At 71.2% G+C, this 26,280-nt stretch carries 25 protein-coding genes; 10 read left to right on the plus strand and 15 right to left on the minus strand.

From position 1 onward, the window contains the following. Positions 1-94: 94 nt before the first annotated feature. The 4 genes from KOI35_RS26940 to KOI35_RS26955 all read left to right on the plus strand — a co-directional run bounded on the left by KOI35_RS26940 (position 95) and on the right by KOI35_RS26955 (position 2,967). On the plus strand, positions 95-601 hold the full coding sequence (locus KOI35_RS26940; RefSeq protein WP_215791402.1) for a hypothetical protein: 507 nt from the start codon (positions 95-97) through the stop codon (positions 599-601). A 151-nt stretch (positions 602-752) separates the two neighbouring features. Beyond that, complete coding sequence (locus KOI35_RS26945; protein ID WP_215791403.1) at positions 753-1,244, plus strand: hypothetical protein; 492 nt, start codon at positions 753-755, stop codon at positions 1,242-1,244. Positions 1,245-1,249: 5 nt separating this feature from the next. Further along, positions 1,250-2,329: a sensor histidine kinase gene (locus KOI35_RS26950; RefSeq protein ID WP_215791404.1), complete on the plus strand. Its 1,080-nt coding sequence runs from the start codon at positions 1,250-1,252 to the stop codon at positions 2,327-2,329. Next, positions 2,326-2,967, plus strand: coding sequence for a response regulator transcription factor (locus KOI35_RS26955; protein WP_215791405.1), 642 nt, complete (start codon positions 2,326-2,328; stop codon positions 2,965-2,967). The genes KOI35_RS26950 and KOI35_RS26955 overlap by 4 nt, the downstream gene beginning before the upstream one ends. Before the next feature lie 10 nt (positions 2,968-2,977). Here KOI35_RS26955 and KOI35_RS47670 read toward each other — a convergent pair whose 3' ends face one another. The 3 genes from KOI35_RS47670 to KOI35_RS26970 form a co-directional block, all read right to left on the minus strand. After that, complete coding sequence (locus tag KOI35_RS47670; protein ID WP_308121168.1) at positions 2,978-4,330, minus strand: ricin-type beta-trefoil lectin domain protein; 1,353 nt, start codon at positions 4,328-4,330, stop codon at positions 2,978-2,980. Between the two features lie 173 nt (positions 4,331-4,503). Beyond that, the gene (locus KOI35_RS47675) at positions 4,504-4,752 is read right to left on the minus strand and encodes a beta-propeller fold lactonase family protein (RefSeq protein WP_215791406.1); all 249 of its coding nucleotides are present in this window, start codon (positions 4,750-4,752) and stop codon (positions 4,504-4,506) included. Between the two features lie 25 nt (positions 4,753-4,777). Further along, entirely contained in the window at positions 4,778-4,984 is a 207-nt protein-coding gene (locus tag KOI35_RS26970) for a beta-propeller fold lactonase family protein (RefSeq protein WP_215791407.1), read from the minus strand. A 192-nt stretch (positions 4,985-5,176) separates the two neighbouring features. On the opposite strand from KOI35_RS26970, the gene KOI35_RS26975 reads away from it, so the two are divergent. Both KOI35_RS26975 and KOI35_RS26980 read left to right on the plus strand, forming a co-directional pair. Further along, complete coding sequence (locus tag KOI35_RS26975; protein ID WP_246613806.1) at positions 5,177-5,632, plus strand: sigma-70 family RNA polymerase sigma factor; 456 nt, start codon at positions 5,177-5,179, stop codon at positions 5,630-5,632. Beyond that, positions 5,632-6,372 (plus strand): hypothetical protein, encoded by a 741-nt coding sequence (locus KOI35_RS26980; protein WP_215791409.1) that lies wholly within the window; start codon positions 5,632-5,634, stop codon positions 6,370-6,372. The genes KOI35_RS26975 and KOI35_RS26980 overlap by 1 nt, the downstream gene beginning before the upstream one ends. Before the next feature lie 8 nt (positions 6,373-6,380). Here the strand turns inward: KOI35_RS26980 and KOI35_RS26985 are convergent, their stop codons facing one another. After that, a complete protein-coding gene (locus KOI35_RS26985; RefSeq protein ID WP_215791410.1) occupies positions 6,381-7,991 on the minus strand; it encodes an FAD-dependent oxidoreductase in 1,611 nt (536 codons plus the stop codon). Between the two features lie 128 nt (positions 7,992-8,119). Here KOI35_RS26985 and KOI35_RS26990 point away from each other — a divergent pair, with 128 nt between their 5' ends. Then, positions 8,120-8,596, plus strand: a complete 477-nt coding sequence (locus KOI35_RS26990) for a hypothetical protein (protein ID WP_215791411.1) — start codon at positions 8,120-8,122, stop codon at positions 8,594-8,596. 25 nt (positions 8,597-8,621) lie between these two features. On the opposite strand, the gene KOI35_RS26995 is transcribed toward KOI35_RS26990, so the two are convergent. After that, positions 8,622-9,467 carry a fumarylacetoacetate hydrolase family protein gene (locus KOI35_RS26995; protein ID WP_215791412.1) on the minus strand — a complete coding sequence of 282 codons (846 nt, stop codon included), beginning with the start codon at positions 9,465-9,467 and terminating at the stop codon, positions 8,622-8,624. A 165-nt stretch (positions 9,468-9,632) separates the two neighbouring features. On the opposite strand from KOI35_RS26995, the gene KOI35_RS27000 reads away from it, so the two are divergent. Continuing rightward, positions 9,633-9,917 (plus strand): hypothetical protein, encoded by a 285-nt coding sequence (locus KOI35_RS27000; RefSeq protein WP_215791413.1) that lies wholly within the window; start codon positions 9,633-9,635, stop codon positions 9,915-9,917. Between the two features lie 95 nt (positions 9,918-10,012). Here the strand turns inward: KOI35_RS27000 and KOI35_RS27005 are convergent, their stop codons facing one another. Next, complete coding sequence (locus KOI35_RS27005; protein WP_215791414.1) at positions 10,013-10,909, minus strand: NAD-dependent epimerase/dehydratase family protein; 897 nt, start codon at positions 10,907-10,909, stop codon at positions 10,013-10,015. Between the two features lie 105 nt (positions 10,910-11,014). Next, complete coding sequence (locus tag KOI35_RS27010) at positions 11,015-11,695, minus strand: Crp/Fnr family transcriptional regulator (RefSeq protein ID WP_215791415.1); 681 nt, start codon at positions 11,693-11,695, stop codon at positions 11,015-11,017. 118 nt (positions 11,696-11,813) lie between these two features. On the opposite strand from KOI35_RS27010, the gene KOI35_RS27015 reads away from it, so the two are divergent. Then, positions 11,814-14,387, plus strand: coding sequence for an Hsp70 family protein (locus KOI35_RS27015; protein ID WP_215791416.1), 2,574 nt, complete (start codon positions 11,814-11,816; stop codon positions 14,385-14,387). On the opposite strand, the gene KOI35_RS27020 is transcribed toward KOI35_RS27015, so the two are convergent. The 8 genes from KOI35_RS27020 to KOI35_RS27055 all read right to left on the minus strand — a co-directional run bounded on the left by KOI35_RS27020 (position 14,345) and on the right by KOI35_RS27055 (position 25,784). Next, positions 14,345-15,883 (minus strand): dynamin family protein, encoded by a 1,539-nt coding sequence (locus KOI35_RS27020; protein WP_215791417.1) that lies wholly within the window; start codon positions 15,881-15,883, stop codon positions 14,345-14,347. The two genes, KOI35_RS27015 and KOI35_RS27020, sit on opposite strands and share 43 nt — an antisense overlap. Beyond that, on the minus strand, positions 15,880-18,030 hold the full coding sequence (locus KOI35_RS27025) for an Hsp70 family protein (RefSeq protein WP_215791418.1): 2,151 nt from the start codon (positions 18,028-18,030) through the stop codon (positions 15,880-15,882). The genes KOI35_RS27020 and KOI35_RS27025 overlap by 4 nt, the downstream gene beginning before the upstream one ends. Beyond that, positions 18,018-20,135: an Hsp70 family protein gene (locus tag KOI35_RS27030; RefSeq protein ID WP_215791419.1), complete on the minus strand. Its 2,118-nt coding sequence runs from the start codon at positions 20,133-20,135 to the stop codon at positions 18,018-18,020. Before KOI35_RS27030 ends, KOI35_RS27025 begins: the two co-directional genes overlap by 13 nt. Further along, positions 20,123-22,267 (minus strand): Hsp70 family protein, encoded by a 2,145-nt coding sequence (locus KOI35_RS27035; protein WP_215791420.1) that lies wholly within the window; start codon positions 22,265-22,267, stop codon positions 20,123-20,125. Before KOI35_RS27035 ends, KOI35_RS27030 begins: the two co-directional genes overlap by 13 nt. Then, a complete protein-coding gene (locus KOI35_RS27040) occupies positions 22,264-24,195 on the minus strand; it encodes a dynamin family protein (protein WP_215791421.1) in 1,932 nt (643 codons plus the stop codon). Before KOI35_RS27040 ends, KOI35_RS27035 begins: the two co-directional genes overlap by 4 nt. Positions 24,196-24,206: 11 nt before the next feature. After that, positions 24,207-24,536 (minus strand): hypothetical protein, encoded by a 330-nt coding sequence (locus KOI35_RS27045; RefSeq protein ID WP_215791422.1) that lies wholly within the window; start codon positions 24,534-24,536, stop codon positions 24,207-24,209. Then, complete coding sequence (locus tag KOI35_RS27050) at positions 24,529-25,080, minus strand: hypothetical protein (RefSeq protein ID WP_215791423.1); 552 nt, start codon at positions 25,078-25,080, stop codon at positions 24,529-24,531. Before KOI35_RS27050 ends, KOI35_RS27045 begins: the two co-directional genes overlap by 8 nt. An 83-nt stretch (positions 25,081-25,163) precedes the next feature. Beyond that, entirely contained in the window at positions 25,164-25,784 is a 621-nt protein-coding gene (locus KOI35_RS27055) for a hypothetical protein (RefSeq protein ID WP_215791424.1), read from the minus strand. Between the two features lie 134 nt (positions 25,785-25,918). Here KOI35_RS27055 and KOI35_RS27060 point away from each other — a divergent pair, with 134 nt between their 5' ends. Beyond that, positions 25,919-26,278 carry a putative quinol monooxygenase gene (locus KOI35_RS27060; RefSeq protein WP_215791425.1) on the plus strand — a complete coding sequence of 120 codons (360 nt, stop codon included), beginning with the start codon at positions 25,919-25,921 and terminating at the stop codon, positions 26,276-26,278. Positions 26,279-26,280 lie beyond the last annotated feature (2 nt).

Genomic DNA, 26,280 nt, shown 5'->3' on the forward strand with positions numbered 1-26,280 from the left:
CGACGGATGACCGCGACGTCGTGGCGCCGACACCATCGACATCACCAGCCAGGCCACTCCGGGCCTGGCCAGCGGAGAAGTGGTAGGAGTCAGCATGAGGTTTCCCAGGCTTGCCGTCGCGGTCGGACTGGCGATGGCGGTAAGTGCCGGTTCGGCCCCGGCCGCGTTCGCGGCGGGATCGGCCCCCGAGGGCCCCGTGGCCCGCACCGAGCCCGGATTCGACTTCGTCGTCAACGCGACGACCCGAGGCACCGACTGCCGCACCGGCGCGCGAGATTCGAAGGACTCGGAGTGGGTGAAGGTGACCGCTCCCGCGGGGTACCGGGTCAACCCCTCCGAGGTGCACGTCGCCTGGCAGAACCAGCAGGGGTCGGAGAACTGGTACAAGGTCGGCTACGGCAACTGGATCCAGCCGTTCTCCCAGGCTCCGGACATCAAGGCCCCCAAGACCACGGGGGTGATGGTGCACGCCCGCAGCTCCAGGGGCCGCTGCGGGGGACGAGGCGTGTCGGAGGTCCACGTGTGGGGCCAGTTCTACCCGACCGGCGGTGACCAGGAACTGCCCACGACACCCCCGCCGGACACCGAGCCCCTCCCGTAACCAGGCACCACCCCGGCCTGACCGAGGGCGATCAAGGCTTTCCCGTACGACGTGAGGGCCGGCCCCGCCGGGAACGGCACCACCCACGGGTGTCCGCAACTACCACCCGTGGGTGGTACTGGCCCGGGTCCGATCGGCCGATGCTCGAGTCATGACTTCGACGACACTGATCAACGCGCTCATCGGCCTGGCCCTCGTCGCCTGGATCTGCTCGCGGCAACTGCGCTGGCGGGCCGCCGACCCCACGAGGATGTTCAAGCTGCCGATCGTTCTCGGCATCGCCGGCCTGGTGTCGATGTCGCAGCAGTTCACCACGATCAAACCGATCGACGTCGCGGTCCTGGGCGTCTCGGCCGTGCTGGCGCTCGCCTCGGGCACGGTCATGGGCCGGATCGCGCGCTTCCGGCCGTCACCGGTGGATCCTCGGGCCGTCGAGACTCGTACGGGGTGGGCCGGCGTCGGCATCTGGGCCGGGCTCATCGCCGTACGGGTGCTCATCGACGTCATCGGCCATCAGATGGGCTCGGAGATGGCGGTGGCCACCGGCTCGATCCTGCTCGTCCTGGCGCTCAACCGGATCGCCAGTGCGCTGGTGATCTCGGCGCGGCTGCCCCACCGGACGCCGGCGATGGCGGGAAGATAGCCGTCGTGGCGAAACCCGCGGCCCGGCGCCGGAGCACCCCGGTCGTGCTCAACGTGTTCGGGCTGGTCCTGGTCGGCCTGGGTTACGCCCGGGACGCCCTCGACGACCTCCCGCTCGTCCTGGTCGTGGTGGCCTGGGCGAGCTGGGTGCTGTGGGCGATCTACGTCGCACTGCCGGAGAACCGCGGCCGCGAGCGGGTCGGCGTCGCGCTCGGCATGATCGCGGGCGGATCGCTGGTGGCGACCCCGACCCACGTGACCGGCCTGGTTCCGGCCATCGTCGGCATGCTCGTCCTCACCGCGATGCCGGCGGTGCCCCTGCGACTGGTCGCCACGGCCACCGGCGGCGGAGTCGTCCTCATCGGCGCCGGTGCGCTGATCGCGCCGACCACCCGCGAACAACTGATCAGCGCGCTGGCCACCCTGCTGGTGGTGGGTCTGGCCGGGCTCGGCCGCCGGCAGCAGCGGATCTCCGAGGAACAGTCCCGGGCGCTGCTCGAACAGCAGGTCGCGGTGGCGGCGCTCACCGAACGTTCCCGGATCGCGCGGGACCTGCACGACGTCCTGGCCCATTCGCTCGGCGGCCTGGTCATTCAGCTCGACGCGGTCGACGCGCTGCTCGAGGCCGGCCGCGGGGGCGAGGCCCGGGACAAGGTCCAGGCGGCGCGGCAGCTCGCCGTGTCGGGGCTGGGCGAGGCCCGGCGCGCGGTGGGCGCGCTGCGGGAACCAGGGTTGTCGGTGGCAGAGCTGGTGGCGGCCCATCGGGCGCTGGGCGGGCAGGTCGTCGTCCGGGGCGACGCGGACGCGGCGGGCACGACTGTGTCCTGGGCCGTACGGGAGTTGCTGACGAACGCCCGGCGGCACGCGCCCGGCGAGACCACGACCCTCGACCTGGACCGGGAGGGCGACTCGCTCGTCGTCACGGCCACCACACCCGGTTCGGGCGCCGGCACTTCGTCACCCGGTGGCGGGCACGGTTTACGCGGGATGCGGGAGCGTGTCACCGAGGCGGGCGGCACGATGAGAGTGGAACCGGGGCCACCCTTCCGCGTGGTGCTGACCCTGCCGGGAGAGGTGACGGGATGATCCGCGTGCTTGTGGCCGACGACCAGGCGACCGTACGGGATGGCCTGGTGACCGTGCTCGGACTGGCCGACGGCGTCGAAGTGGTCGGGGCGGCGACCGACGGCGTGGAGGCCGTGCGGCTCACCCTCGAACTCCGGCCCGACGTCGTGCTGATGGACCTGCGCATGCCGAACCTCGACGGAACCGGCGCCACGGCGCAGATCATGGCGTCGGCGCCGTCGACGGCGGTTCTCGTGCTGACCACGTACGCGGATGACGAGTCGCTGGCCGGGGCGCTGAGAGCGGGTGCCCGCGGCTACCTGACGAAGGACGCGGGCCGGGCCGAGCTGACGGCCGCGCTGCGCTCGGTGGCCTCGGGGCAGGCGACCTTCGCGGCCGAGATCGCCGACCGGCTGGTCCGCGGTTTCACGACCGCGGACCAGCCTCAACCTCTTCTGCGCGAACGGTTTCCGGCGCTGACGGCACGCGAGGCCGACGTGCTGGAGGCGATCACGCTCGGGCACAACAACGCCCGCATCGCCGCCGATCTGTTTCTCAGCGTGGCCACCGTGAAGAGCTACATCAACTCGATCTTCGCCAAGATCGGTGCGCATGATCGAGCCCATGCGGCCGCGATCGCCTTAGGGCGCTCCGAGTAGGCGCCAGTCGTCACGCAGCTTTCACGAAACTCTGTGCGGCCGATCCGTTGCAGTCCCAGATCTGTAGTCGCGCGCCGTTCGCGGTCGAGCCCGACGGGGAGTCCAGGCACCGGTTGGAGTTCGGGTTGCGCAACCGGTTGCCTTCCTGGACCCAGTTCTGGGCGCCACTGCCGTTGCAGTCGTAGAGCTGCACCACCGTGCCGTTGGCCGTGCCCGCACCGTTGACGTCGAGGCACCGGCCCAGCGTCCGCAGGGTCTGGCCGTTCCAGCTCCACTGCTGGTCGGTCGACACGGAGGACCCCTGGCACGTCCACAGCTGCACGGCCGCACCGTTGCCGCCGGTGTTGTCCCCGGCCACGTCCACGCACTTGCCGCCCGGCCCGTTGATCTGGGTCGCGGCGCCGCCGGTGGGCGGCGGCGTGCTCCCACCGTCCTGGTAGTAGCGCACGTAGTCGATCGATGCGGTGAGCGGGAACTGGCTCTGCACGGGGTTCTGTCCGGGGTACGAGCCGCCCAGCGCCAGGTTGAAGATGATGTGGAACGGCTTGCGGAACTCCTCCAGGGTCGCCGGCGTCGTGTCGATCACGTGGGTCTGCACGCCGTCGATGTACCAGCGGATCTGCGCGGCCGTCCACTCGATCGCATAGACGTGGAAGGCGGCGGGATTGCTGATGCCGGGGTTCGCGACGTAGTTGGCGTTCTGGCCCGCTGTCCACGGGAAGACGCCGGTCCGCAGATCCCAGAAGATGTTGTTCGTGACGGTCGCGTTCGCGTTCGCGTGCTCCATGATGTCGACCTCGCCGCAACTGGCCCAGTTGGTGGGCAGGCGGTCGTAGTAGGTCTGCGCCGGGTTGTAGGAACTCGTGGACGTCTCGTCGCACGAGTCACCGAGCATCCAGAACGCCGGCCACGAGCCGGTGGCGGTCGGGAGCGCCATGCGCGCCTCGATGCGGCCGTACTGGAAGGATCTCTTGGTGTCCGTCGTCATGCGGCACGACGTCTGGTAGAAGTTGCGGCCGTTGACCGTGATGGGCGTCGTCAGCCAGTTGGCGCGCATCACGAGGTTGCCGCCGGACTGTGTGCAGTTTTCGGGGCGGTACCACTCCCACTCGCCGTTGCCCCAGCCGTCGAACGAGTTGAGGCCGGGGTTGAGGCCGTTGCCGACGTTGAAGTTCCAGTTGGCGCTGCTGGGCGCGCCGGAGCCGTTGAACTCGTCGGACCAGACGAGGTTCCACGCGGCTTGTGCGGGCTGCTGCTGGATGACCACGCTGCCGACGAATGCGGTGATCGCCGCGGTGAGAAGGATCAGGAAACGCCGGAGGCGTGACGGCGTTCGGTTCGCGAGAGCTGGATTGTTTGTCACGGAGAACGACCTCCCGTACGGGGTGGTTCGCGCTGCTACGAGGACGAAACAAGTATTACGACAACATTGCTAACTGTCGATGCTCGCGTTTCCGTGCTGTGCCCCTTGAGCGGCTTCTTGTGCCCGAACGACACCGTCGACCGGGTGATGGGGGAGATCGAAGCGCGACCGGCTCAGTCCAAGCGGATCTGGACGACCGCGGGCACGGGGAGCGAGCCGGCCATCGGGCCGAGCGTGCCGGTCTCCGCGTCGACGGGGAACCAGGCGAGGGTGCCGGAGCGCTCGTTCGCCACGTACAGCCAGGTTCCGGTCGGATCGATGGCCAGGTTCGGGGGTCCGGTGCCGGTCGGCAGAGTCAGCCGCCCGACCTCCGTGAGCGCCGCGGCGGCCGGGTCCAGCCGGTAGGTGAAGACCGTGTCCACGCCCAGGTCGACGGCGAGGACGTAGTCACGCCGCGTCGGCGGTCAGGGCGCTGACGGTGCCGCCCGGGGAGACCTCGCTGATCGCGTACAGGCGACCGGTGCCCGGTGCGATGTCGAGCCAGGACGGTTGGGCGACGGCGGTGGTCCACGACTCGATCACGGGCCGGCCGGTCTCCGGCTCGATGTGGCCCAGCGCGATACCTTGCCCACCGGAAGCGGTGTCGATCAACATAGCTCCGCCGGCCCGGCTCGGCCATCGCTGTACGTCAATGAATGGTGCGGCCGGCCCGGGAGATTGGTCCGCCGGCGGTGCAACCGGGGACAGGGGTGCGTGGGTCGTGGTGGTGTGAAACAGCAGAAGGGCTCGGGCGGATCCGAGCGGAACGCACAGTTCCACGACTTCGTTGCCGCGCAAAGGGGCCAGATGCTCTATACCGCTCGGTTGCTGGCGGCCGGTGACGCGTTCCTCGCCGAAGATCTGGTGCAGGCCGCTTTGACGAAGCTCTACATCTCGTGGGCTTCGTTCCGGCGGGCGGACAATGCTGCCGCGTACGTCCGCCGGGCCCTGGTCAACGCGTTGATGGACGAGCGCAGGCGAGCCGGGCGGTTCGGCCGGCCCGTCGCCGAGCTGCCGGAGCGGTCCACCACCACCGCGGTCATCAATGACATCGATGCCGAACTCGTTGCCGCCCTGCGCGCCCTTCCACCCCGGATGCGGGCGGTTCTCGTCTTCCGGTTCGTGCACGAACTCGACGTCGCGCAGACCGCCGAGGCTCTCCGGTGCTCCCCGGGCACGGTGAAGAGCCAGACCGCTCGCGCGCTCGTGAAGTTGCGCGCGCACCTCTCATTTCCCCAGCTCGAGCCGCAAGGAGCACAGTGATGAATGACTTCCGGGCCCGGATGGATCGTCTCGGCGGCACGGTGGAGCCGGTCTCCGAGGAAGCGATCATGGCGGACATCGCCCGCGGGGAGAAGGCGGTGCGTCAGCGTCGCACGATCCGGGCCGTCACGGGTTCGGCCTTCGGCGTCGCCGCGCTGGTCGCGACCGTCTCGCTCACCGGCGTCATGACCAACGGCGGGTCCGGTACGCCTCCCGCGTCCGCGATCTCCGGGGGCCCCGCTTCGACGGCCAGTGGGTTGCGGCTCGTCGACTACACGGGCCGGCAGCCCGAGGGCTTCACCGTCGACACGGTGCCCGAGGGTTTCTACGTCCAGGGCGGTCTGGAGGACACCTTGACGATCGCTCCGCTCACGCCCAGGAGCCCGGAACCGGTGGTGGACCCTTCGGGACAGCCGTCGGGCCCTTCGGGGCGGCCGGCACAGGACGATCCGCTCGTCCTCGAGGGCAAGATCGGCATCTACCTGGAGCATAAGGCGGTCTTCGGCGAGCTGACCGGGCCGAAGTTGAAGGTCGGCGGCAAGGAGGCGGTACTGATCGGGGACGGAGCCGCCATGACACAGCTGGTCATCGTCATGTCGCCCGAGGTGTACGCGGTCCTGCAGTTCGACGTGCCGATGAGCCGTGCGCAGATGATCGAGATGGGCGCCGGCCTGCACGTGCACCAGAGCCTGATCGACAAGCGGGCGCACGTGTTCGACAACCTGCCCAAGAAAGACTGACGAGACGTTCAGCGGTCGAGCCCGGCCAGGTAGGAGTGGACGGCCGAGATGACCACCGAGCCCTCGCCGACGGCCGAGGCGACACGTTTGACCGAGCCCGCGCGGACGTCGCCGACGGCGAACAGGCCCGGTAGCGAGGTCGCATAGCCGTCGCGGGTGACGACGAAACCCTTGTCGTCGAGGTCGACGCCGGCGTCGACCAGCGCGGTCGTGCACGGTTCGGCGCCGATCATCAGGAAAGCGGCGGCCGTGTCGAGCGTGACGTCGTGGTCGTGCTCGCGCCAGGTCACGGCGGTCAGGCGGGTGTCGCCGTGGACCGCGGTCAGCTCCGAACGGTGGTGCACGGTGATGCGGTCGTGGTGCAGCAGGCGCTGAGCCAGGTAGTTGGACATGGTCTCGCGCAGGTCGTCGCGGCGGATCAGGACGTGCACGTGGCCGGCGGTCCGGGCCAGGAACAGGGCCGCCTGGCCGGCCGAGTTGGCGCCGCCGACCACCACGGTGTTGCGGCCGGCCACCAGCGGGGACTCGAGCTGACTGGCGGCGTAGTAGATGCCGCGGCCTTCCAGTGCGGCCAGGCCGGGCAGGGGCAGACGGCGGTAGCGGACACCGCTGGCCACGACCACGGCCGACGCGAAGACATCGATCTCGTCGTCGAGGCGTACGCGGAAACGGTTGTCGGTGTCGCGGGACAAGGCGGTGACCGCTCGTGGGGAGGCCAGCCGGGTGCCGAATTTGACCGCCTGCAGCATCGCCGATCGGGCCAGCTCGGTGCCGGACACACCGCGGGGGAAGCCGAGGTAGTTCTCGATGCGCGACGAGCTGCCGGCCTGGCCGCCGATGGCGACGTCCTCCACCACGACGACGTCCAGGCCTTCGGAGGCGCCGTAGACCGCGGCCGCCAGCCCGGCCGGCCCGGCCCCGATCACCAGCAGGTCGCAGTGACTGCCGTCGTGGACGCTCCACAGGTCGATCCCCAGCGCGGTGGCCAGGTCACGGGTGGTCGGATCGGCCAGGACGCGGCGCTCGCCGGTGACGACGGCAACGCCGCTTCCGGGCAGGTCCGTGTCGCTACGCCGCACGGTGCGGTACGGGATGTGGTTGCGCTCGGCGAAGTCGCGCAGATGGTGCAGGTCCTGCTCGTCGTCGCCGACCAGGAGAAGGCCGCCCTCGCCCATCCGCTTGAGCATCTCGCGGCGGGCGTCGAGCGCGGTCAGCAGCACGTCACTCAGCTCGACCGAGACCTCGATCAGCCGGCGCAGATCGTCGACGGCCACCCGCAGCAGGGTGGTGCCCGGCCGGGCGACACCGGGCAGGAAGGCGCGCTGACCCATCAGCATGCCCAGCTCACCGACGAAGTCGCCCGCCTCGACGACAAAGACGATCCGGTTGTCGCGGCGGTCGACGAGCTCGACGCCGCCGGTGAGGACCAGGTTGAGGTGGTACGGATCCCCGGCCTCCCACAGCACCTCAGCCGGTTCGGGGTGCAGGACCTCGCCGGCCGACCGCAGCATGGCTACCACCGGCTCGCTGAACGTGGGCCAGGCCGCGCCGTCGACGCCGGTGCGGTGCTGGGACGAGTAGATGGTGCGCTCATCGGGTTCGGGCGTCGTCGCGGTCACTTCGGGAGATTAGTACAGGCCACAGCGGGTGTCCTGCCCTCCCGGTCCGGCCGGAGGGTAAGTAGGGTTCCGGGTCACCGGCTGCGTGTGGGGACGATCCGGCCGTACGAGGGAAAGGTTTTTTGATCATGGGTTGGAACACCTCGGTGCTGTTTGTCCGGGACCGCACGGCGGACGAGGCGGTGGACGAGCTGGCCATCACCGAATTCAGCGGCGAACTGGTCGAAGCCGATCAGGCCACGAGTGCGCTCAAGCCCGATGCCCTCTATGCCGCCGACTCGGGTGGCTGGGCGCAGGTCTGGAATCCCCGGATGGACGTCGTCATGGGCTGGGAACCGACCGGGCCGGCCGACGCTCTGGTGGTGTTCTTCAGCAGCGTTTCCAGCACGTACGGCTTCTCGCTGTTCACGAACGGCGAACGCACCCGCTATTACGTCTTCGCCGAGGGCGTGGCCGTGGAGGACGAGGGGACGCCGCTGCCGGTCGAGGCGGAGATCGCCGTGCCGACGTGGGGCCCGGACGAGGACTTCCTGTGGTCGATCATCACGGCGGTGACCGGTCTGCGATACGACGAGGATCTGCGGTACCGCGTCTACCCGGTGTGACGCCGCACCACCCGCAGCCGACGGCTCAGTGGCCGACCGCGACGACCGGGTTGGTCAACGTACCGAGCGGACCGGACGTGATCTCGATGGTGTCGCCGGGCTGGGTGGTGAAGTCGGCGCCGGGGACCACCCCGGTGCCGGTCAGCAGCACCACGCCGGCCGGGAAGGTGAGCGCCTGGAACAGCCAGCCGGCCAGGTCGTCGAAGGTGCGGGCCATCGCCGACGTCGAGGTGGTGGCCGCGTAGGCCTCCTGGCCGGCCCGCAGCACCCGCAGGCCGATCGGGAACGGGCCGGGTCCGGCCGCCCACGCCGGCACGATCGCTGGGCCCAGGGCGCAGGAGCGGTCGTAGATCTTGGCTTGCGGCAGGTAGAGCGGGTTTTCGCCCTCGATCGACCGGCTGCTCATGTCGTTGCCCAGGGTGTATCCGAAGATGTCGCCGGCCGCGTCGAGGACCAGGCCGACCTCGGCCTCGGGGACGTCCCAGCCGGAGTCGGCACGGATCCCGACGGCGTCACCGTCACCGACCACACGCCACGGACTGGACTTGAGGAACAGCTCGGGGCGCCGGCTGTCGTACACGAGGTCGTAGAGGGAACCGTGCCCGGATTCCTCCTTGCGGCCGTCGCGGCTGCGCCGGTAGGTCACTCCGGCCGCCCACACCTCCTGCTGGTCGACCGGTGGCAGCGTCGTGCCGCCGGGGCTGTCCCGGTCGGCCTTGCGGGCGGCGGCCTCGATCACCGCCCGGGACTCCTCGAGCGGCCGGGCGAGCAGGTCGGCGAGGCTTCCGTCGAGCTCACCCCAGACGCCGTCCTGGTGCACCGCCCAGCGTGACCGGTTGCCGTCGCGCAGGTGGTGCAGGGAGATCGGCATGTGGCCATCCTAGGTTTTTTCGCAAGATCGCATCCGCGTACGGGCCGCGCCGCGAAGGACTGTGCGAAGACCACCCGCACGACTGCCTCACAGCTTGGATGTGTATTCCGCGATGGACCTACCCCAGCCGAATCTGTCAGCTGCGCGGACCGGCGGTGACTGCCGGTGCTGATTCGTGCCGTCCGCGGTGAGGACGGGGTCTGGCGTGGCAGTGACGGCCCGCCGACGCGCGGCCGGCGCAGTGTGCTCCATGTTCGACCCGTCGGCCCGTACGCGGGCCGGCGCCTCGACCTCGACGTCGGCGAGACGAGCGCCCCGCCCGGGTGGACTCGGTTTCACCTCCCGATCGGCACCTACTACGCCACTGACGTCGTGTGCTGGCTGCTGTTCGGTGCCGACTTCCCGGGCTGCTGGCCACCCACCCGGTTCTGCGGCAGGCGATGCGGCTGACTACGCGCCCGGTTCCAGCGTGTCGGTCGTGCCGGGCGGGCGCGCTGTGGGGCGATGCGTCGGGCAGCTGGGGCTGACCGGTTGGGATGGTCTCGTCAGTTCGCGGCCCGGTAGGAGCCGGAGCGTACGTCGTCCGGCAGGGCCGGTCCGGTGGGGCTCCACCCGAACGTCTCCTGTGCCTTCCGGGAGGAGACGCGGGCCGACGACTGGAGGAGTGCGGCCATCGGTCCCATGGCGGCTTCGGCCTGCTCGGCGGTGATCGAGGTCGGGGCGGTGCCGGTCAGGTCCGCGATCGCCTCGGCGAGTTCGCGGAAGGTGAACCGCTGCGTGCCGGTCGCGTTGTAGGTGCCCGCCACCGGCTGCTTCAGGGCCGCCAGGTAGAGGCGGGCGAGGTCGTCCACGTGGACCGGGGTCCACTCGTTGTCGCCGGTGCCGATGTAGGTGGCCGCGCCCGACCGGGTCGCGGCATCGATGAGGCTGGTCGGCAGCATGGAGCCGCCTCGGCCGTAGATCAGACCCGCGCGAATGACGATGCCGGTCAGGCCGGCCGCTTCGCGTACCAGGCGCTCGCCGGCGAGCTTGGCGGGCACCGGGCCCGGCTCCGGCAGTTCTGCGTCCTCGTCGTGGGGCCGGGCGGGGTCGAACCCGTAGACGAGGTTCGTGCTGGTGTAGAGGAACGGCTTTCCGGTGCCTGCCTTTCCCGCCCCGCGGGTCAGCGCCTCGATCGCCGTGGCCTCGGCCGTGATCGCCTCTTCGCCGCCGGCGTAGTCGACGGCCGCCGTGTGCACCACCGCACCGGCGTCCGTCGCCGCCTTTTCGAGGAGGCCGGTGTCGCTCAGGCTGCCGGTCAGAGGACGTGCGCCGGCCCGTGACGCTTTCGCCGCCGACCCCGGAGACCGGGTCAGCGCCACCACGTCGTGGCCTGCGGCGACGAAGTGTTCCACGAGCGCCGAACCCAGGTAGCCGGTACCGCCGGTGACAAAGATCTGCATGGTCTCTCCAGGGTGAGCGGAAACTAAACGGATAACTCATCCGCTACTCCACCCTACACGAAACGGATGAGTCATCCACTTCATGCCGCGGGTGCAGCCCGCCGGTCAGGTCGGTGGGTAGGCGGCCTCGCGCAGCCGCCCGATGTCGTGGATGTGGAAGCTGCGGTAGCCGTTGCTCAGCAGGCCCGCCTCGCGCAGGCCGCGCAACGCCCGCTGCACGGTCGGTTCGCTCGCGTCGACCAGGGTGGCCAGCTCCGGCTGGGCCAGGGCGGGCCGGATCAGCGTGCCGGTCGGGCCGTCCTGGCCGTACCGCTCGGCCAGCGCCAGCAGCACCCGGGCCACCCGGGTGGGCACGTCGGCGCCGCTGAAGTCGGCGCGGCGGGAGATCTCATCGCGCAGCCGGCTCACCACCGAACCGATGATCGCGTTGCGGGCCGGGGCGTCCGCCGCGATCAGCCGTTGCAGATCGGGGGCCGCGATGACCCGGGCGGTGATCGGGCCGGCGCTGGTCACCGTGGCCGAGCGGGGACGGCCGTCCAATGCGGCCAGTTCGCCGACGAGTTCCCCGCCGACCCGGACGGCCAGCAAAGCGGTGCCACCGGCGGTTGTCGGCACGGTCACTTTCACCACGCCGCTCAGCAGCAGATAGGAATGATCGCCCGGGTCGTCGACCCGGATCAGGACGGCCGGGCCGGTGCGGTGGATCAGGGTGCCGAGGGTGGTGAGCCGGCGTGCGACACCCGGCTCGCAGTCGCCCAGCAGGGTGCCGGGTGGCCACTCGTCCATCACGCCTCCGTCACCGTGCCGGGAACTCTGCCCGTAACGCTGACATCCCAGCAAACGATGTGGTGATCCCTCCTCCGGCTCGTTGAAGTTAACGTCCGGGCGAATGGGGAGGGCGCACATGGCGGACGAGGCCGTACTGGTAGTGGACTTCGGCACCAGCGGGTCGGCGGGGGTGCTGGTGGCCGGCGACCGGACGCAGCCGTTGCGGGAGCCGTCGAGCGGGCTGTTCGTCTGGCCCTCGTCGGTGCTCGCCGACGGTGAGGAGCTGCTGGTCGGCACGCTGCCGGACCGCAAGCGGCTGATCCGGCCGGGCGACTATCAGAACGAGATCAAGCGGCTGCTCGGCCGGAGCGACGTCACGATCGGCGGCCGTACGCTGTCCCCGGCTGACCTGTTCGGCGCGGTGCTGCGGGCGTTCCGGGACGAGGCGCAGCGGATCCACGGCCGGCCGATCGAGCAGCTGCTGCTGACCGTGCCGGCCGCCTACCATCCGGGCGATCCGCGCCGCGAGCTGATGATCGGCGTGGCTCAGGGGCTCGGGTTCGGCACGGTCGAGCTGCTGTACGAACCGGTGGCGGCGGCCGGATCGGCGCCGGCCGGAGAAGCGTTCGCCCCCGGCGATCTGGTGCTGGTGTACGACTTCGGTGGCGGGACGTTCGACGCCGCTCTGGTCCGTGTCGGCGCCGACGGGCACGACGTGCTGCGGCACGCGGCCCTGGACCACCTCGGCGGGCTCGACCTCGACGAGGTGGTCTATCAGCATCTGGCCGGGCTCGGCGGGGACGAGCTGACCCGGCTCCTGGCGGCCACCGACCGGCTCGGCGGCAAGGCCCGGATCGAGCTGGCCGAGCGGGCCCGCCGGATGAAGGAGCAGCTCAGCGACGTCTCCGTGGCCGAGGACATTCTCGGGCTGCTCGATCTGGAACTGCGGCTGGACCGGGACACCTTCGACAAGCTGGCCGAGCCGCTGGTGGCGCAGACCGTGGAGTGCTGCGAACGGCTGGTGGCCGGCGATCAACCGGCCTGGGTGCTGATGGTCGGCGGCAGTTCCCGGGTGCCGCTGGTGGCGTCCATGATGGCCGCACGTTTCGGCCGGGTACGGGCGTCCCGCGACCCCGAACTGGCCGTGGTCACCGGGGCGGCGGCGTGGGCGGCGCGCGGGGTGTCCCGGGTGTGCCCGCCACAGCCGCAGGGGCCGGAGGAGAAGCCGTTGCGCTGGGCGATCCCGCAGGGCCTGGGCACGCTGACCCGCTGGTTGCGTTCCGAGGGCGAGAGCTACCGGCCGGGCGACGCCCTCGCCCAGGTGCGCCTCGCCGACGGTCCGGTCTATCAGCTGACCGCCGACGAGCCGGGCGTCGTGCTGACCCGGCACGCCGAGCCGGGTGACCTCGTCGCGGCCGGGGACTGGCTGGTCACGGTGGCGCCGACGTTCCGCCCGTGGGAGACCACGGTCGGCTCGGGGGTGGAGGTGTGGTCGGCCGCCGACTACGTGGTGGTGGCCGGCGACGGGATGCTGCGCGGACTGGCGCCGTCGGTCGGCACACAGCGGTGGATCCGGCCGGTCGGCGGCGAGCGGTCGGATTGCACCCGGGCCGGCGACGTGGCGGTCGTGTGCGAGCCCGGCGGGTTGCGGGGCATCGCCCTCACCACCGGCCAGGACCGGTGGTTCCAGCCGTACGCCCGGAAGGCCGGCCGCCTCATGCCGGAGCCGGTGTTCCGCGACGACAACGACATCTTCCGGATCGACCCGGCCACCGGCGAGGAGATCTGGCGGCGGTCGTTCACCGAGGCGCCCCGATTCCAGGCGCGGGTGCCGGCCAGCGGCACGTTCGTGGTCACCGAGCAGCATCAGGTCCACATGGTCGACCTGGAAACCGGCGAGGTGACCGGCACCTGGACCGGCCCGCGTACGTATCGGGAGCTGTGGAACGTCCAGGTGATCGGCTCGATCGTGTACGGCCGGTTCGGTTACAAGCGCAACGTCGCCCTGAACGGCCGGACCGGCTGGCCGGTCTGGGTCCGGCGGGAAGCGACCGCGCTGACCTTCTCGGCGTACACCGTCTACCCGCGGCACTATGTGCTGGCCGGGGTCAACCCGGCCACCGGCGACGTCTGGCAGTACTACCGGTCGAACAGCTATCAGTCGGTCGTGCGGATCAGCGACGACGCCGAGAACGTCTACCTCCGGGAGGGCAACGAACTGATCGCGGTGAACATCGCCGACGGCCGCCCGCGGTGGCGCCGCGCGATGCCCGGCAACCGCCCGGACGGCACGGCCACCGCGGTCTGGCTCTGGCCGCGTGGCCTGGACGACCTGCTGGCGATCGACCGGGCGACCGGCCAGGTGGCGTGGGTCTCCGCCCACCGGCTCGTCCAAGAGCTGCCGGGTGGGGTGCTGGCCACCAGCTCCGGCCATCTGGAGTGGCTGGACCCGCTGACCGGCGCCGTCCACTGGTCGGTCGAGATGACCGGCGAAACGGTGAAACTGCTCTACCACGACGACGAGACGATCGCGGTCGGCGCGGACAGCGGAGTGTTCCTGATGGAGGCCGGCACCGGCGCGATCCGGCACCGCCTCCCGGCCGGAGAGCACGCGTACTACGCGGGCCGCGCCGGCGACGCGGAACTCGTCCACATCGACAGCACGCTCTACGCCGTCGCCGGTTCCAGCTCCCGCTCCACCGCGACGTAGGCGTTCTGGATGACCCGGATGGCGTTGGTGGTCGCCCCGTTGTAGACCCCCATCGCGGCGCTCGCCCACGCCGTCCGGCGCTCCCGTGTCACCTGCAGCATCTCCGCCGCCGGGGTGCCGGCCGCGCATCCGAGGCGCGCGGCCGGGTCCATACCGTGCTCGCCGGTCACCCGCAGCAACTCGGCACCACCGCCCAGCGGCAGCCGCAACTGCCCGTCGTAGTGAGCGCGCAGTGCCTTGAGCTCGTCGTGCTCGTTCTCCTCGCGCAGCCGCAGCTCGGTGAAGCGCCGGGTCACCCGGTCCAGCGCGGCCTGCGCCCGCGGCGGCAGGGTCGGCCGCACCCCGTACGGCAGGTCGTCGGCCCACGCGTACACCCGGGTGGTCTTGATCAGACCGGCCCGGTTGCCGAAATGCCCGGTCAGAACACCCCGCAGTCGCTCCAGGCCGGACCGCTGCTCCAGCTCGGCCCGCATTTCCCGTACGGTGGTGACCCCGTCCCGGGCCAGCGACGTGGCCAGCACGACTCCCCACTGGCTGTACCGGTCGACCAGTGCCTTCCGTTCGCCGGCCGGCACCGTGATCTCCGGATAGTCCCGGGTCGCGAAGTGATCCCCCCGCGCGACGATCCGCTCCAGCCGCCCCGGGTCCACCTTGGACAGCGCCTCGAACCGCGCCAGATCCTCGGCGTCACAGGTCCCGGCGGCCGCCGCGAGCAGCCCCGCGACCGGAATCATCTCGTACACCGACCGTCCCACCTCGGCGATGCTCATCAGGTTGCCGGCCACCCGCGTGGCCTCGGCCATCGGATCGTTCCCGGGCCGCCACAGCGCCTCGACCTGGTTGAGCGCCCCCACGGTGTTGAGCGGCCCGAGCCCGGCCACGTCGGCGCCGGCGAAGTCGGTGAGCACCCGCACGTCGTCCTCGTGCAGGCCACGCCGGGTGAACACGAGCACGATCGCATCGGCCCCGGCGGCATGCGTCACGGTCGACTCGCGAACGTCCCCACCGGTCCGCCCGAGCAGGTTGAGCGTGGTCTGCGACTCGGTCCCGAGATGCGCGTCGAGCCCCGGCGTGTCCACGATGGCGAACTGCCGCAGATAGTCGTTGCCGACGTAGACATCGAGAAAATCGATGCTCCGCAGAAACTCGAGCTGCGCGGGATCGTTCACCGTGAGCGCGTCGATCTCTTCCGGTGGGTACGTCTCGACCGGCCGCCCCTTCTCCCGGAAGTGCACGACGATCCGCGGCTCGCCCTGCCGCAGATGCGCCACGGTGAAGGTGAGCTCCCGCACCCCGGTCGCGACGTATGTCCCACCGAGCAGCGCGTTGACGAGGGTGGACTTTCCCGAACTGACCCGCCCGACGAGAGCGACACTCATCGGCGCGAGAAACCGTGCCTCGTGCCCCCGCATGACCCGGGCGACGCGATCGAGTGCGGGCTGCCCGGCGAACTCCCCTCGCGCCGCCGCGAACACGTACCCCAGCCCACCACTCACGACGGCCACTCCAATTCCCAGTGCGTGACCCAGTTTCCGCCGGCCACGACCAGCTGCTGGTCATCCGGTGAGAAGGCGGCCCAGTTGCTTGATCCGGGGACGTGCCCGAGGTGAGCGAGAGGCGGACCCATCACCTGACCGTCCTCCGGTGTCCGGAGAAGGCTCACCATTCCGGGGTTCTGTTGCATCACGATGAATGCTCGGTCCGAGGTCGCGGCGAGCGCTCCCAGCTCGTGGTTACGCCCGTCGAACGGCAGTTGCCCGACGGCTTTACTGCCCACCGGCACACCCGCCGCGTCGTAGGTGAGCAGGCGAGCGCCCCAGCCGTTCTTCGTTCCCATCACGATCCGGCCGCCGGCTCCGAAATGATGGAACTCGTCCTCGGTGAACCCGAACGCGCCGACCACCCCGCTGGTACGCAGATTGATGATGCATGGCCCACCACCCTTGGTGCCGTCGTCCTCGATGAGTACCCGATCTCCGCCCAGGCAAGCCCATCTCTTCAGCCGTTGGCGGCTCAGCGACCCGATGTTCTTCCCGCTCGTCAGGTCGTAGGCGAAGACGTGATACTCGGTCTTGTAAATGTCCGAACTGGTCTCAACTGTGACCAGCTGAGCGGCGTCAGGGTCGAGCGCCGCCTCGGTGTGGTAGTACCCCGAGGGGACGGCGAGAATTCGTTCGCCCGAGTAGGGATCGGTGGCCTGAATTTCTTTCCCGACCCAGTGGACCGCGATGAGCCGACCATTCGGTGTGATGCCGGCCGACACGGCCAAAGCATTGACGTTCTCAAATGCTGCGAGCAGCCGGAACCGGACCTGCCCGGCCACTCTGCCCGCGATCTTCCGTGCCGAGGTGACGAGCCAATCCCCGGAGTGGACGACGCCGCCCAGGTCTACGTGCCGGCCCACCACAACGCCGTCCTGCGACGCGGCCAGGTCCCAGATCGCGCCGTCATGTCCCCGCACCTGGGCCAGCACATCACCGGATCGGAACCCGCCGCCCTCGGCGACGTCCCAGGCGAGCAAGGTGCCCGTCCCGCCCGGCAGGTTCCAGCGCATCGGGGTTGCATCCCGGTCGGGCGGTTCGGCGTTCACCACCCGACCGGTCCGGTTCGCGGCCCGCTGCGCGGCGCCAGCCACGACGGCGTACTGCGGGTCCCGCGCGTGCCGCAGCGGCCGCCCCAGTGCCTCCGCGACGAAGGAGGCGACGATCGGCATGCGGGTCACGCCACCGCTGAGCAGGACGCCATCCACCGCGCCGGGCTCGACGCCGGCCGCGGCCAGGACCCGGTCGCAGGTGTCGAGGGTCTTCTTCAGCAGCGGCAGGGCGTGCGCGTCGAGCCGGGCCCGGTCGTAGGTGACCTCGGCGCCGGTCCCGGCGAACACGAACGACGTCTCGTCGCGCTCGCTCAGGTCGTGCTTGAGCAGGCGCACCAGATCGGCCAGCTGGGTGCGCCGCAGCAGATCCAGCGGCGTCTCACCGGTGGTGGACACCCCCAGCTCGTCGGCGAGTTCGGCGAAGATCGCAGCATCCAGGTCGCGGCCGGCGCAACCGTCGGCCGACGCCACCCGCAGCGGCGTGGTCTCGCCGACCCGCACCAGCGCCGTGTCGAAGGTGCCGCCGCCCAGGTCGTACACCAGGATCAGGCTTCCGGGCGGGAACGGCGGGCCGGCGACCGGGGCGAGCGCGGCCGCCACCGGTTCGGCGATCAGTTCGACGACGGTGAACCCGGCCGCCTCCCCGGCGGCGATCATCAGGTCCCAGCGCGGATCCCCGGGGCCGTACGACGCGGGCACGCTGAGCAGCACGTGCTCCACCGGGACGCCGGCGTCACGCTCGGCCGCCGTCCGGGCCTGCCGCAGCACCGCCACGACCAGCTCGAACGGGTCGATGTCCCGGTCGCCGAGCCGCACCGGGCCGCGGCCCAGGTCGCGTTTGATCTCGGCGCGGTAGCCGGCCGGGCGCGACTGGCGGCGGTTCTCGGCCGCGGTGCCGACCACGATGTTCCTACCGTCCAGGCAGACCGCCGATGACCAGCTGAGCAGACCGCTCCCGGGCTCGGCGAGAAACCGCACCTCCCCGTCGGCGACCAGGGCCATCGCGGCGGTGTCGGTGCCCAGGTCGAACACCAGGATCATGTCGGCCATTCGATCTCCCAGTGGGTAACCTCGTTGCCGCCGGCGATCACCAGCTGCCGATCGTCCGGCGAGAAGTACGCCGACGTGATCACGCCTGCGCTGTGGCCGAGCCGGCCGATCGACGTGTAGTCCTGTGTGTCGGTCATCCGGAACACCACCACCCATTCCTCGGCGTAGGCCAGGAAGAACGCCCGATCGGACGTCGCCGCCAGGGGCTTCACATAGGGATTGCGCCACATTGCCGGACCCTTGGTGGGCATGTCGCCACGGTCGGGGCGGAGCAGCCACAGCTCGTCCTTCGACGCGACGATCCGGGCACCCGATCCGAACTCCAGATCCATCGGGAGATCCGGCGAGCCCACCGTCGTGCCGTCGCGCAGGCGGATGACCGACGGCCCGGTCACCGACCAGTTACGGGTCAGAACGGGATTCTCCAGGACGATCACGTGGTCGGCGTCCAGCACCGACCAGGCCTTCACGCCCCGGAGCCGAACGGAACCGCGCGAGCTGCCCGGGATCGACGTGAGGTCGATCGCGGTGAGATCGTAGTCGCCTCCGTAGCGCTCGCCGTCGGCCAGGAACAACGTGGTGACCTGCGGGTCGAGCTGGATCTCGGACGCCTCTCCGACGGACCGGCCACCGATCAGGACCTCACCGGACTCCGGCGTGACGACTCTGAGCTCGTGGTCCTCGATGGCGGCGGCGACGAGTCGTCCGTCCGGCAGCAGACCGGCGCATTTCGCTCCGGCAACCGAATAGGTGCCCAGCAGACGGTAGGTGAACTGGCTCGCCGCCGACGGCGACCCCGATCGTCCGGAGGTGACCAGCCAGTCACCGGAGTGGACGAGATCGCCCGGGTCGGCGTGCCGTTCGAGCACGACGCCGTCGGCCGGGGCGGCCAGTCCCCAGACGCCTCCCTCGTGCGTGCGGACCCGGCCCAGCACCTGCCCGGCCCGGTAACTTTCGCCATTGGTGACCGTCCAGGCCAGCAGGGTTCCGGTGCCGCCCGGCACGTTCCACCGCACCGGCTTCGCCCCTGCCCCGGCGAGCTCACCGGTCACCAGCCGATCGCTCAGCCCGGCGGCGTACCGGCCCGCGCCCGCCGCCACCGCGAACTGCGGATCCCGGGCGGACTGGACGGGAACGCCCAGCGCCTCGCCGACATACGCGCCGACCAGCGGCATCCGGGTCACCCCGCCGGCCAGGACGACGCCGTGCAACTGGCCGGGCTCGACGCCGGCGTCGGCCAGGACCCGGCGGCAACAATCCACTGTGGCCTTGAGGAGCGGGGCGGCGTGGGCCTCGAGGCGTTCCCGTTCGTACGTAACGGTTTCGCCGGTGCCGGCGAAGACGAACGTGGCCCGCGACCGGTCGGTCAGGTCGTGCTTGAGCAGCCGCACCAGGTCGGCCAGCTGGGTGCGCCGCAGCAGGTCCAGCGGTGTCTGTCCGGTGGCAGCGACGCCGAGCTGCCCGGCCAGGTCGGCGAAGATCGCCGCGTCCAGATCGCGGCCCGCGCAGCCGTCGACCGAGCCGGTCCGGAGCGGACCCTCCTGGCCGGCCCGGACCAGCGCGGTGTCGAACGTGCCGCCGCCCAGGTCGTAGACCAGGATCAGGCTTCCGGGCGGGAACGCCGGACCGGCCACCGGGGCGAGCGCGGCCGCCACCGGCTCGGTGATCAGCTCGACGACGGTGAACCCGGCCGCCTCCCCGGCGGCGATCATCAGGTCCCAGCGCGGATCGCCGGGACCGTACGAGGCCGGAACGGTGAGCAGCACGTGGTCGACCGGCACGCCGGCATCACGGGACGCGACCGTCCGGGCCTGCCGCAGCACCGCGACGACCAGGTCGAGGGGTTCGACGTCCCGGTCGCCCAGACGCACCGGGCCGCGGCCCAGGTCCCGTTTGATCTCCGCGCGGTAGCCGACCGGCCGGGACTGGCGACGGTTCTCCGCCGCCGTGCCGACCACGACCTCGTCCTCGTCCAGGCAGATCGCCGACGACCAGTTCAGCAGGCCCGTGCCCGGCTCGGCCAGAAACCGCACCTCGCCGTCGGCGACCAGAGCCATCGCCGCCGTGTCGGTGCCGAGGTCGAAGACCAGGATCACTGTTCCCACTCCAGTTCCCAGACGGTGACCAGTCCGGCGCCGGTCGCGATCAGATGCCGGCCGTCGGTGCTGAACGCCAGTGCCGTGACACCGCCCGGGGCGTGGCCGATCACCGCGGCCGGTTTGATCTTCTTCTCGTTCTCGGCCGGCGCCCGGAAGACGCGTACCCAGCCCTGGTCGTCGGCCGAGGCCAGGCAGGTGCCGTCGACCGCGGCGGCCAGCACCATCCGGTCGTCGTCGAGGCCGGCGTCAAGGCCGGTGACAAGCCGGGGGGCGGCGGGCACGCCGGCTGCGTCATAGGTGAGCAGGCAGGCGCTGTGGATGCTGTAACCGTGCTCCAGGCCGGCGAGCCGGCCGCCGGTGCCGATCGGCTTCGCCCGGCCCTGTGTCCCGCCCCGGGGTTGCGGGACGGCCCCGACCGACTTGTTCGTCCGCATGTCGACGACGTCGGCGAACGGGTCCTTCTTGCCGGGATAGCTTTCGGCCGCGGAGATCAGGACACGGTCGTCGCCCAACGGCGCCCAGTCGAGGTCGAAGTCGCGGCGGATGGAGGCCACCTGCTCCCCGGTGGCGAGGTCCCACAGGGTCAGCCGCTGCTTGCTGCCGTCGTCGACGGCCACGCCGAGGCGTTCACCGGCCGGGTCGAAGCGGACGCCGCAGATCGGTTTGTCGCGGTGGGACAGCACCTCCGTACCGTCTCGGAGGTCCACCACCCGCAGGGTGCGGCCCTCGGCGAGGGCCGCCAGCAGGCGGCCGTCGCCGGTCAGCGCCGCCGCGCCCGCCTTGGCCGCGGGGTGCGTCTCCACCAGCCGGCAGGTGAGCTTGCCGGCGGTGGCTGGGCCGGCCAGCTGCCCGGCGGTGACCAGCCAGTCGCCGGTGCACACCAGCGCGCCGGGCTCCGCGTGCTGCTCCAGCACGACGCCGGCGCGCGGGGCGACCAGGTCCCAGACGGCGCCGTCGTGCACCCGGATGCGGCCCAGCGGCCGGCCCGCTTCGAAGGCCCGGCCGACGGCGACATCCCAGGTCAGCAGGGTGCCGGTGCCGGAGGGGAGGGTCCAGCGCAGCGGGGTGCCGGTGCGACCGGGGGTCTGCGCGGTCAGGGCCCGGCCGGTCCGGTCGGCGGCGTGCCGGGCGGCGCCGGCCACCACCGCGTACTGCGGGTCGCGGGCGTGCCGGACCGGGATCCGCAGCTCGGCGGCGACCGTGGCCGCAACGGCCGGCATCCGGGTGACCCCGCCGGTGAGCAGCACGCCGTGCACCTGCCGGGCGTCCACCCCGGCGTCGGCGAGGACCCGGCGGCAACAGTCCAGGGTGCGTTTCAGCAGCGGCGCGGCGTGACCCTCGAGGCGGTCCCGATCATAGGTGACCAGGCCACCGGTGCCGGCGTACGCGAACGTCGCGGTTGTCCGCTCGGTCAGGTCGTGTTTGACCAGCCGGACCAGATCGGTCAGCTGTGTTCGCTGGTGCAGGTCGGGCTGCGGCACGCCGACCTGCTCGAGCAGGTCGGCGTAGACGGCGGCGTCCAGATCCCGGCCGCAGCAACCGTCGGCCGAGGCGGTGCGCAGCGGGGTGTTCTCCCCGACTCGGATCAGGGCTGTGTCGAACGTGCCGCCGCCCAGGTCGTAGACGAGCACCAGGCTGCCGGGTGGGAACGGCGGGCCGGCGGCCGGGGCGAGCGCGGCCGCCTCCGGCTCGGCGATCAACTCCACGACGGAGAACCCGGCCGTCGTACCCGCCGCGATCATGAGGTCCCAGCGCGGGTCGCCGGGGTGGTAGGAGGCCGGGACGGTGAGCAGGACGTGCTCGACCGGTGCGCCGGCGTCGCGGGACGCCACCGCGCGGGCCTGCCGCAGCACCGCCACCACCAGGTCGAGCGGTTCGACGTCCTGGTCTCCGAGGCGCACCGGGCCACGGGCCAGGTCCCGTTTGATCTCGGCGCGGTAGCCGGTGGGCCGGGACTGCCGGCGGTTCTCGGCCGCTGTGCCCACCACGATCTCGTCGCCGTCCAGGCAGATCGCCGACGACCAGTTCAGCAGGCCGCTGCCGGGCTCGGCCAGGAAGCGCACGTCGTCGCCGGTGACCAGGGCCATCGCGGCCGTGTCGGTGCCCAGGTCGAAGGCGAGGATCGGGGCGGCGCTCATTCGTCCGCCCACGATCCGTCGTCGGCCGGTTCGCGCGAGGAACCGCCGGTCGACGGGACCGGACCGCCGCCGGACGCCAGGTCGACGACCCGTTTGGTGAGGGCGGCCGCGTCGGCGACCGCCCGATCGAGCGGGGCGCGGCGGGCGCCCAGTTCGGCCAGGCGCCGGTCGGCGTCCTCCCGGGTGGTGGTGGCCGCCCGTTCCAGGGCGGCGATGCCGGCGGTGACCGATTCCGATTCCTGCCGCAGCCGGCTTTCCAGGTCGGCCAGGGCGCGTTCTTTGACGTCGGCCATCATCGCCTTGATGCCCCGCAGGACCTGGCTCTTCTGCTTGTCCTTGACGCTGGACAGTTCGGTGCGCAGGCTGGCCCGGACGGCCTGCCAGTCCTGGTGCTGGACGACCTTCTTCCCGCGCCACAGCCCGGCCAGCAGACCGATGCCCGCGCCGATGAGGGCTCCGGGCGGACCGAAGATGCTGCCGCCGATCATCGCGCCGGCGCCCATCCCGAACGCGCCGTCGCGCATGACCGTCATGCCGCCGCCGGGTTTCTCGTCCGCGCCGAGCCGGCCGGTCACCCGGACGTCGTCGAACGCCGGCGAGTTGATCCCGCGTACGCGCTGAGTGCCGATGCCGAAGCCGTGCCGCTCGCCGAACGACTCCAGGGCGGAGGACACGTCGCGTTGCAACCGCCGGTTGATCACGCCGACCACCGCGGACCCGTCCTCGCCGATCTTGCCGACCAGCCGTTGCGGGTCGGCGAGCAGTCGTTCGTCGTACAGGTAGTCGGTGTCGACCCGATGCCAGACGTCGGAGAGCTCGTCCCGGGCCCGGTCGAGCAGGCGGGCGCCGACGTGGTCGAGTTCCCGGGCCAGGTCGTTGCGCCAGCCGGAGCTGTGTTTCAGTTCCTCGATGCGGCGATGGCTGCGCTGGATGTCGTCCCGGATCTGCTGCAGGCGGGCCGCGGTGCCGGCGGTGAGCGCGTCGATCTCGGTCACGACCGGGCGCAGCAGCGCGGCGGCGGCGTCGGCGGCCTCCCCGGCACCGCCGCCGAGCAGGGACCGGATGCGGCGCCGGGCCAGCGCGCCCCAGAGCACCGACTCGAGCGCCGGGAAGTTGCTCATCTCCAGGTCTTCCGGGTCGCCGTCGAGCAGATAGTTCTGATAGGCCGTGGAGGAGACCACGACCAGGGGAAGATCTTCTGCCGGTACGCCGGTCAGGGCGGCGAGCTTGGCGCGGTTGTTCGCGTATGCCTCGGCGTGGTCGCTGCCGAGGTCGCGATGGGTGAGGACGAAGACCACGGCGTCGGCGTCGCCGGCCGCCTCGGCCGCGTCCAGGGCCGTGCGCAGGAAGGTGAGTTCGCTGTGCTGGAAGATCTGCGTGGTGTCGCCGACGAACAGCACCGCGTCGGCCTGGGTGAGGTAGCCCATCGTGGTGGCGGTGTGTGCCTCGAGAGCACCGCCGACGCCCGGGGTGTCGACGAACGTCAGCCCCGAGGCCAGGCGGGGGTTCGGCAGGGTGATCTCGACCAGGCGGGTGCGCTGCTTGTTCCCCGCGTTCTCGGTCTCGGCGGCGAACCGGACCAGTTCCGAGCGGGTCAGCTCGCGCCGGGTCAGGCCGTCGCCGTCGCCGCCGGTGTCGAGGTGGGCGACGATGTGCAGCCGCTCGCCGTACGAGGCCGTGATGATGGCGTTGGTGGTGTAGACCGTGTCCACCGGCATCAGCGGCTCGGTCTCGCCGAGCAGGGCGTTGATCAGGCTGGACTTGCCGCGCTTGAACTCGCCGCAGACCAGCACGGTGAGCCGGCCGTCGCGCAGGCGCCCGGCCGCCCGGCCGAGCCGCTCCCGGGTCTCGGGAGCGTCCCCGGCGGCGTCGCTGAGCTGCGATATCAGGGTCAGAAGGTCGGCACGCAACGCGTCGAAGTCGCTCACGTTTCCTCCGGTCAGCGGGGTGTCACCGGCTCGCCGGTGACCTCGTCGTAGTACTCGTTCCAGCCGGTCGACCAGGAGACCGGGTTGCCGTCCTCGGACAAGCCGTCCTGGCGCAGCGCGATCCCGAACCGCACGTCGTCGACCGCGGCGGCGCTCGACCCGCTCAGTTCGGAGTGCTCCGGGAGTTGGGCGTAGGTGTGCCCGACCGGTGCCGGATGCCAGTCGCCGGCATCCTCGTGATCGTCGTCGTGATCGTCATGATCGTCGAAGGCGTCGTGGTCATCGAAGGCGTCGTGGCCGTCGTCGCCGGCGTCGTGGTCGGTCCAGTCATGATCATCCACGGTCGCCCCCGAGGAATCGTTGGGTGAAGCCGGGACCGATCGCCCGGTAGAACGGCAGCAGTTCCGGCTCGGCCATCCGGCGCAACAGCTCCGCGAACTCCCCGGCCGTACCGTCGTCGAGGGCGGGTCCGTCGCCGAGGCTGCCGAAGACGGTGTCGTAGTGGCCGAACAGCCGGTCCCGGTCGGCGCGGTAGGCGGTCATGGTCGGGGCCAGCCCGTCGTGCGGGAACCGGCCGATCGGGCGCCGGCCCGCGTGCGGCCACACCCGCGCGTAGCGGACCTCGGTGAGCTCGGCGATCCGGCCGGTGGGCCAATGCACAGTGACGACCGCGAACGGCGGGTACAGGTCGGCGCCCCCACCCGGCCGGTCACGGAAGCCGAACAGCAGCGCCCGGAGGAAGACCGCGGCCGGTGCACCGTCCCAGGCCGGTCGGTGCCGCACCGCGACCGGCCAGCTCACCGCGGTGTGCGGCGGCGACACCTGGCGGAAGGCGGGACTGGCCCGGATCTGCCGGATGATCTGGACGGTACGGGCTTCGGCCATGCCCGGATTCTGTCGCCCCGGCGAACATCAAATCCGATCGTCCGACGGTGTCTCGGCACAAAGAGCCGTTCGGCCGACCCCGATCAGTCCACGTCGAACGACTGCAACGCGCCGAACGCACCGGGATCGGTGACCAGCCGTGGGTTGCCGCGCTCCGGCAACCCGCACATCCACACGTCGATCTCCGCGCCGTGTCGCGAATCGATCACCCGGGCCGGCCGGAACCGCCCCGGCACGGCCGGATAGCCCTGCTTCACGACCGACTGATGGATCTCGTCGGAGACGGCCACGGCCAGGTCGGCGGCCGGGTCGTCGTCGAGCACGGCGTGCAACTCGGCGCTGTCCAGCATCCGCCGCATCCGGTTGATCGCATCTGCGACCAGCCCTCCGGCCGTGTCGTGGACGATGCCCTGATCGAGTGCGAGCCGGACACGCAGTCGCGGCGTCACACCGGCGAGCGCGGAGGCGAACCGCCCGAGGACGGCCGCGACCGCCTCCGGCTCGTCGGTCCCGGTCGGCAGCACCACCAGCTCACCGTCCCCGGTGGTCTGCCACAACGGCTCCCGGTCACCGACGGCGAGCGCCCGCCGGATCGGCTCGGTGATCGCCCGCAACTGCCGCACGGTCCGTTCCTGATCCGGTACGGCCAGAGCGCTGAAGCCGCTCACGTCGACGCCCCAGCACAACCGCCGGCTCCGCTCCATGCGTCCTTGTTATCACCGCCGGAGCCGATCCGGCGATCCACCCGGCCGTACCGCTCAGCGGGACTGGGCCTCGGCTTCGGCGCCGGGCGGAAACCAGACTGTCACCGCCGGACACGACCGTCGAAGGAGGCGCCATGACCGAAGGACGTCCCGTGCTCCCGGAGCCGGACGAGGACGAAACCGGTCCCTACACGCATCTGGGCTTCGCGCGGGCCAGGCCCGGCCACGAGGACGAGGTGGAAAGGCTGATCCTGTCCCTCGTGGAGCCGTTGCGGGCCGAGGACGGCGCTCTCGAGTTCCACGTGCACCGCGACCGCGCCGACCGCGGCCTGTTCGTCATCTATGAGATGTTCCGATCCAAGCAGCATCTCGAGAAGCACCTGGCCCAGGCGTACACGCGGGCCTTCATCGCCGGCATCGGGCCGCACGTCGAGGGGCCGCTGCGGCAGCAGTTCCTGCGGATGTCCAGCCCGTTGCCGGGCGGGGCGGGCTGACC

The sequence above is a fragment of the Paractinoplanes bogorensis genome (genome assembly GCF_018829635.1).
GTDB classification, from domain to species: Bacteria; Actinomycetota; Actinomycetes; order Mycobacteriales; family Micromonosporaceae; genus Actinoplanes; species Actinoplanes bogorensis.

Coding starts and splice junctions, on each gene's coding strand:
- KOI35_RS27035 (WP_215791420.1), bottom strand. CDS start 22,267: ATGAGCGCCGCCCCGATCCTCGCCTTCGACCTGGGCACCGACACGGCC.
- KOI35_RS27050 (WP_215791423.1), bottom strand. CDS start 25,080: ATGGCCGAAGCCCGTACCGTCCAGATCATCCGGCAGATCCGGGCCAGT.
- KOI35_RS26955 (WP_215791405.1), top strand. CDS start 2,326: ATGATCCGCGTGCTTGTGGCCGACGACCAGGCGACCGTACGGGATGGC.
- KOI35_RS27025 (WP_215791418.1), bottom strand. CDS start 18,030: ATGGCCGACATGATCCTGGTGTTCGACCTGGGCACCGACACCGCCGCG.
- KOI35_RS26970 (WP_215791407.1), bottom strand. CDS start 4,984: ATGTTGATCGACACCGCTTCCGGTGGGCAAGGTATCGCGCTGGGCCAC.
- KOI35_RS26995 (WP_215791412.1), bottom strand. CDS start 9,467: ATGCCGATCTCCCTGCACCACCTGCGCGACGGCAACCGGTCACGCTGG.
- KOI35_RS27015 (WP_215791416.1), top strand. CDS start 11,814: ATGGCGGACGAGGCCGTACTGGTAGTGGACTTCGGCACCAGCGGGTCG.
- KOI35_RS27060 (WP_215791425.1), top strand. CDS start 25,919: ATGACCGAAGGACGTCCCGTGCTCCCGGAGCCGGACGAGGACGAAACC.
- KOI35_RS27010 (WP_215791415.1), bottom strand. CDS start 11,695: ATGGACGAGTGGCCACCCGGCACCCTGCTGGGCGACTGCGAGCCGGGT.
- KOI35_RS26940 (WP_215791402.1), top strand. CDS start 95: ATGAGGTTTCCCAGGCTTGCCGTCGCGGTCGGACTGGCGATGGCGGTA.
- KOI35_RS26980 (WP_215791409.1), top strand. CDS start 5,632: ATGAATGACTTCCGGGCCCGGATGGATCGTCTCGGCGGCACGGTGGAG.
- KOI35_RS27005 (WP_215791414.1), bottom strand. CDS start 10,909: ATGCAGATCTTTGTCACCGGCGGTACCGGCTACCTGGGTTCGGCGCTC.
- KOI35_RS27055 (WP_215791424.1), bottom strand. CDS start 25,784: ATGGAGCGGAGCCGGCGGTTGTGCTGGGGCGTCGACGTGAGCGGCTTC.
- KOI35_RS26975 (WP_246613806.1), top strand. CDS start 5,177: ATGCTCTATACCGCTCGGTTGCTGGCGGCCGGTGACGCGTTCCTCGCC.
- KOI35_RS26945 (WP_215791403.1), top strand. CDS start 753: ATGACTTCGACGACACTGATCAACGCGCTCATCGGCCTGGCCCTCGTC.
- KOI35_RS26990 (WP_215791411.1), top strand. CDS start 8,120: ATGGGTTGGAACACCTCGGTGCTGTTTGTCCGGGACCGCACGGCGGAC.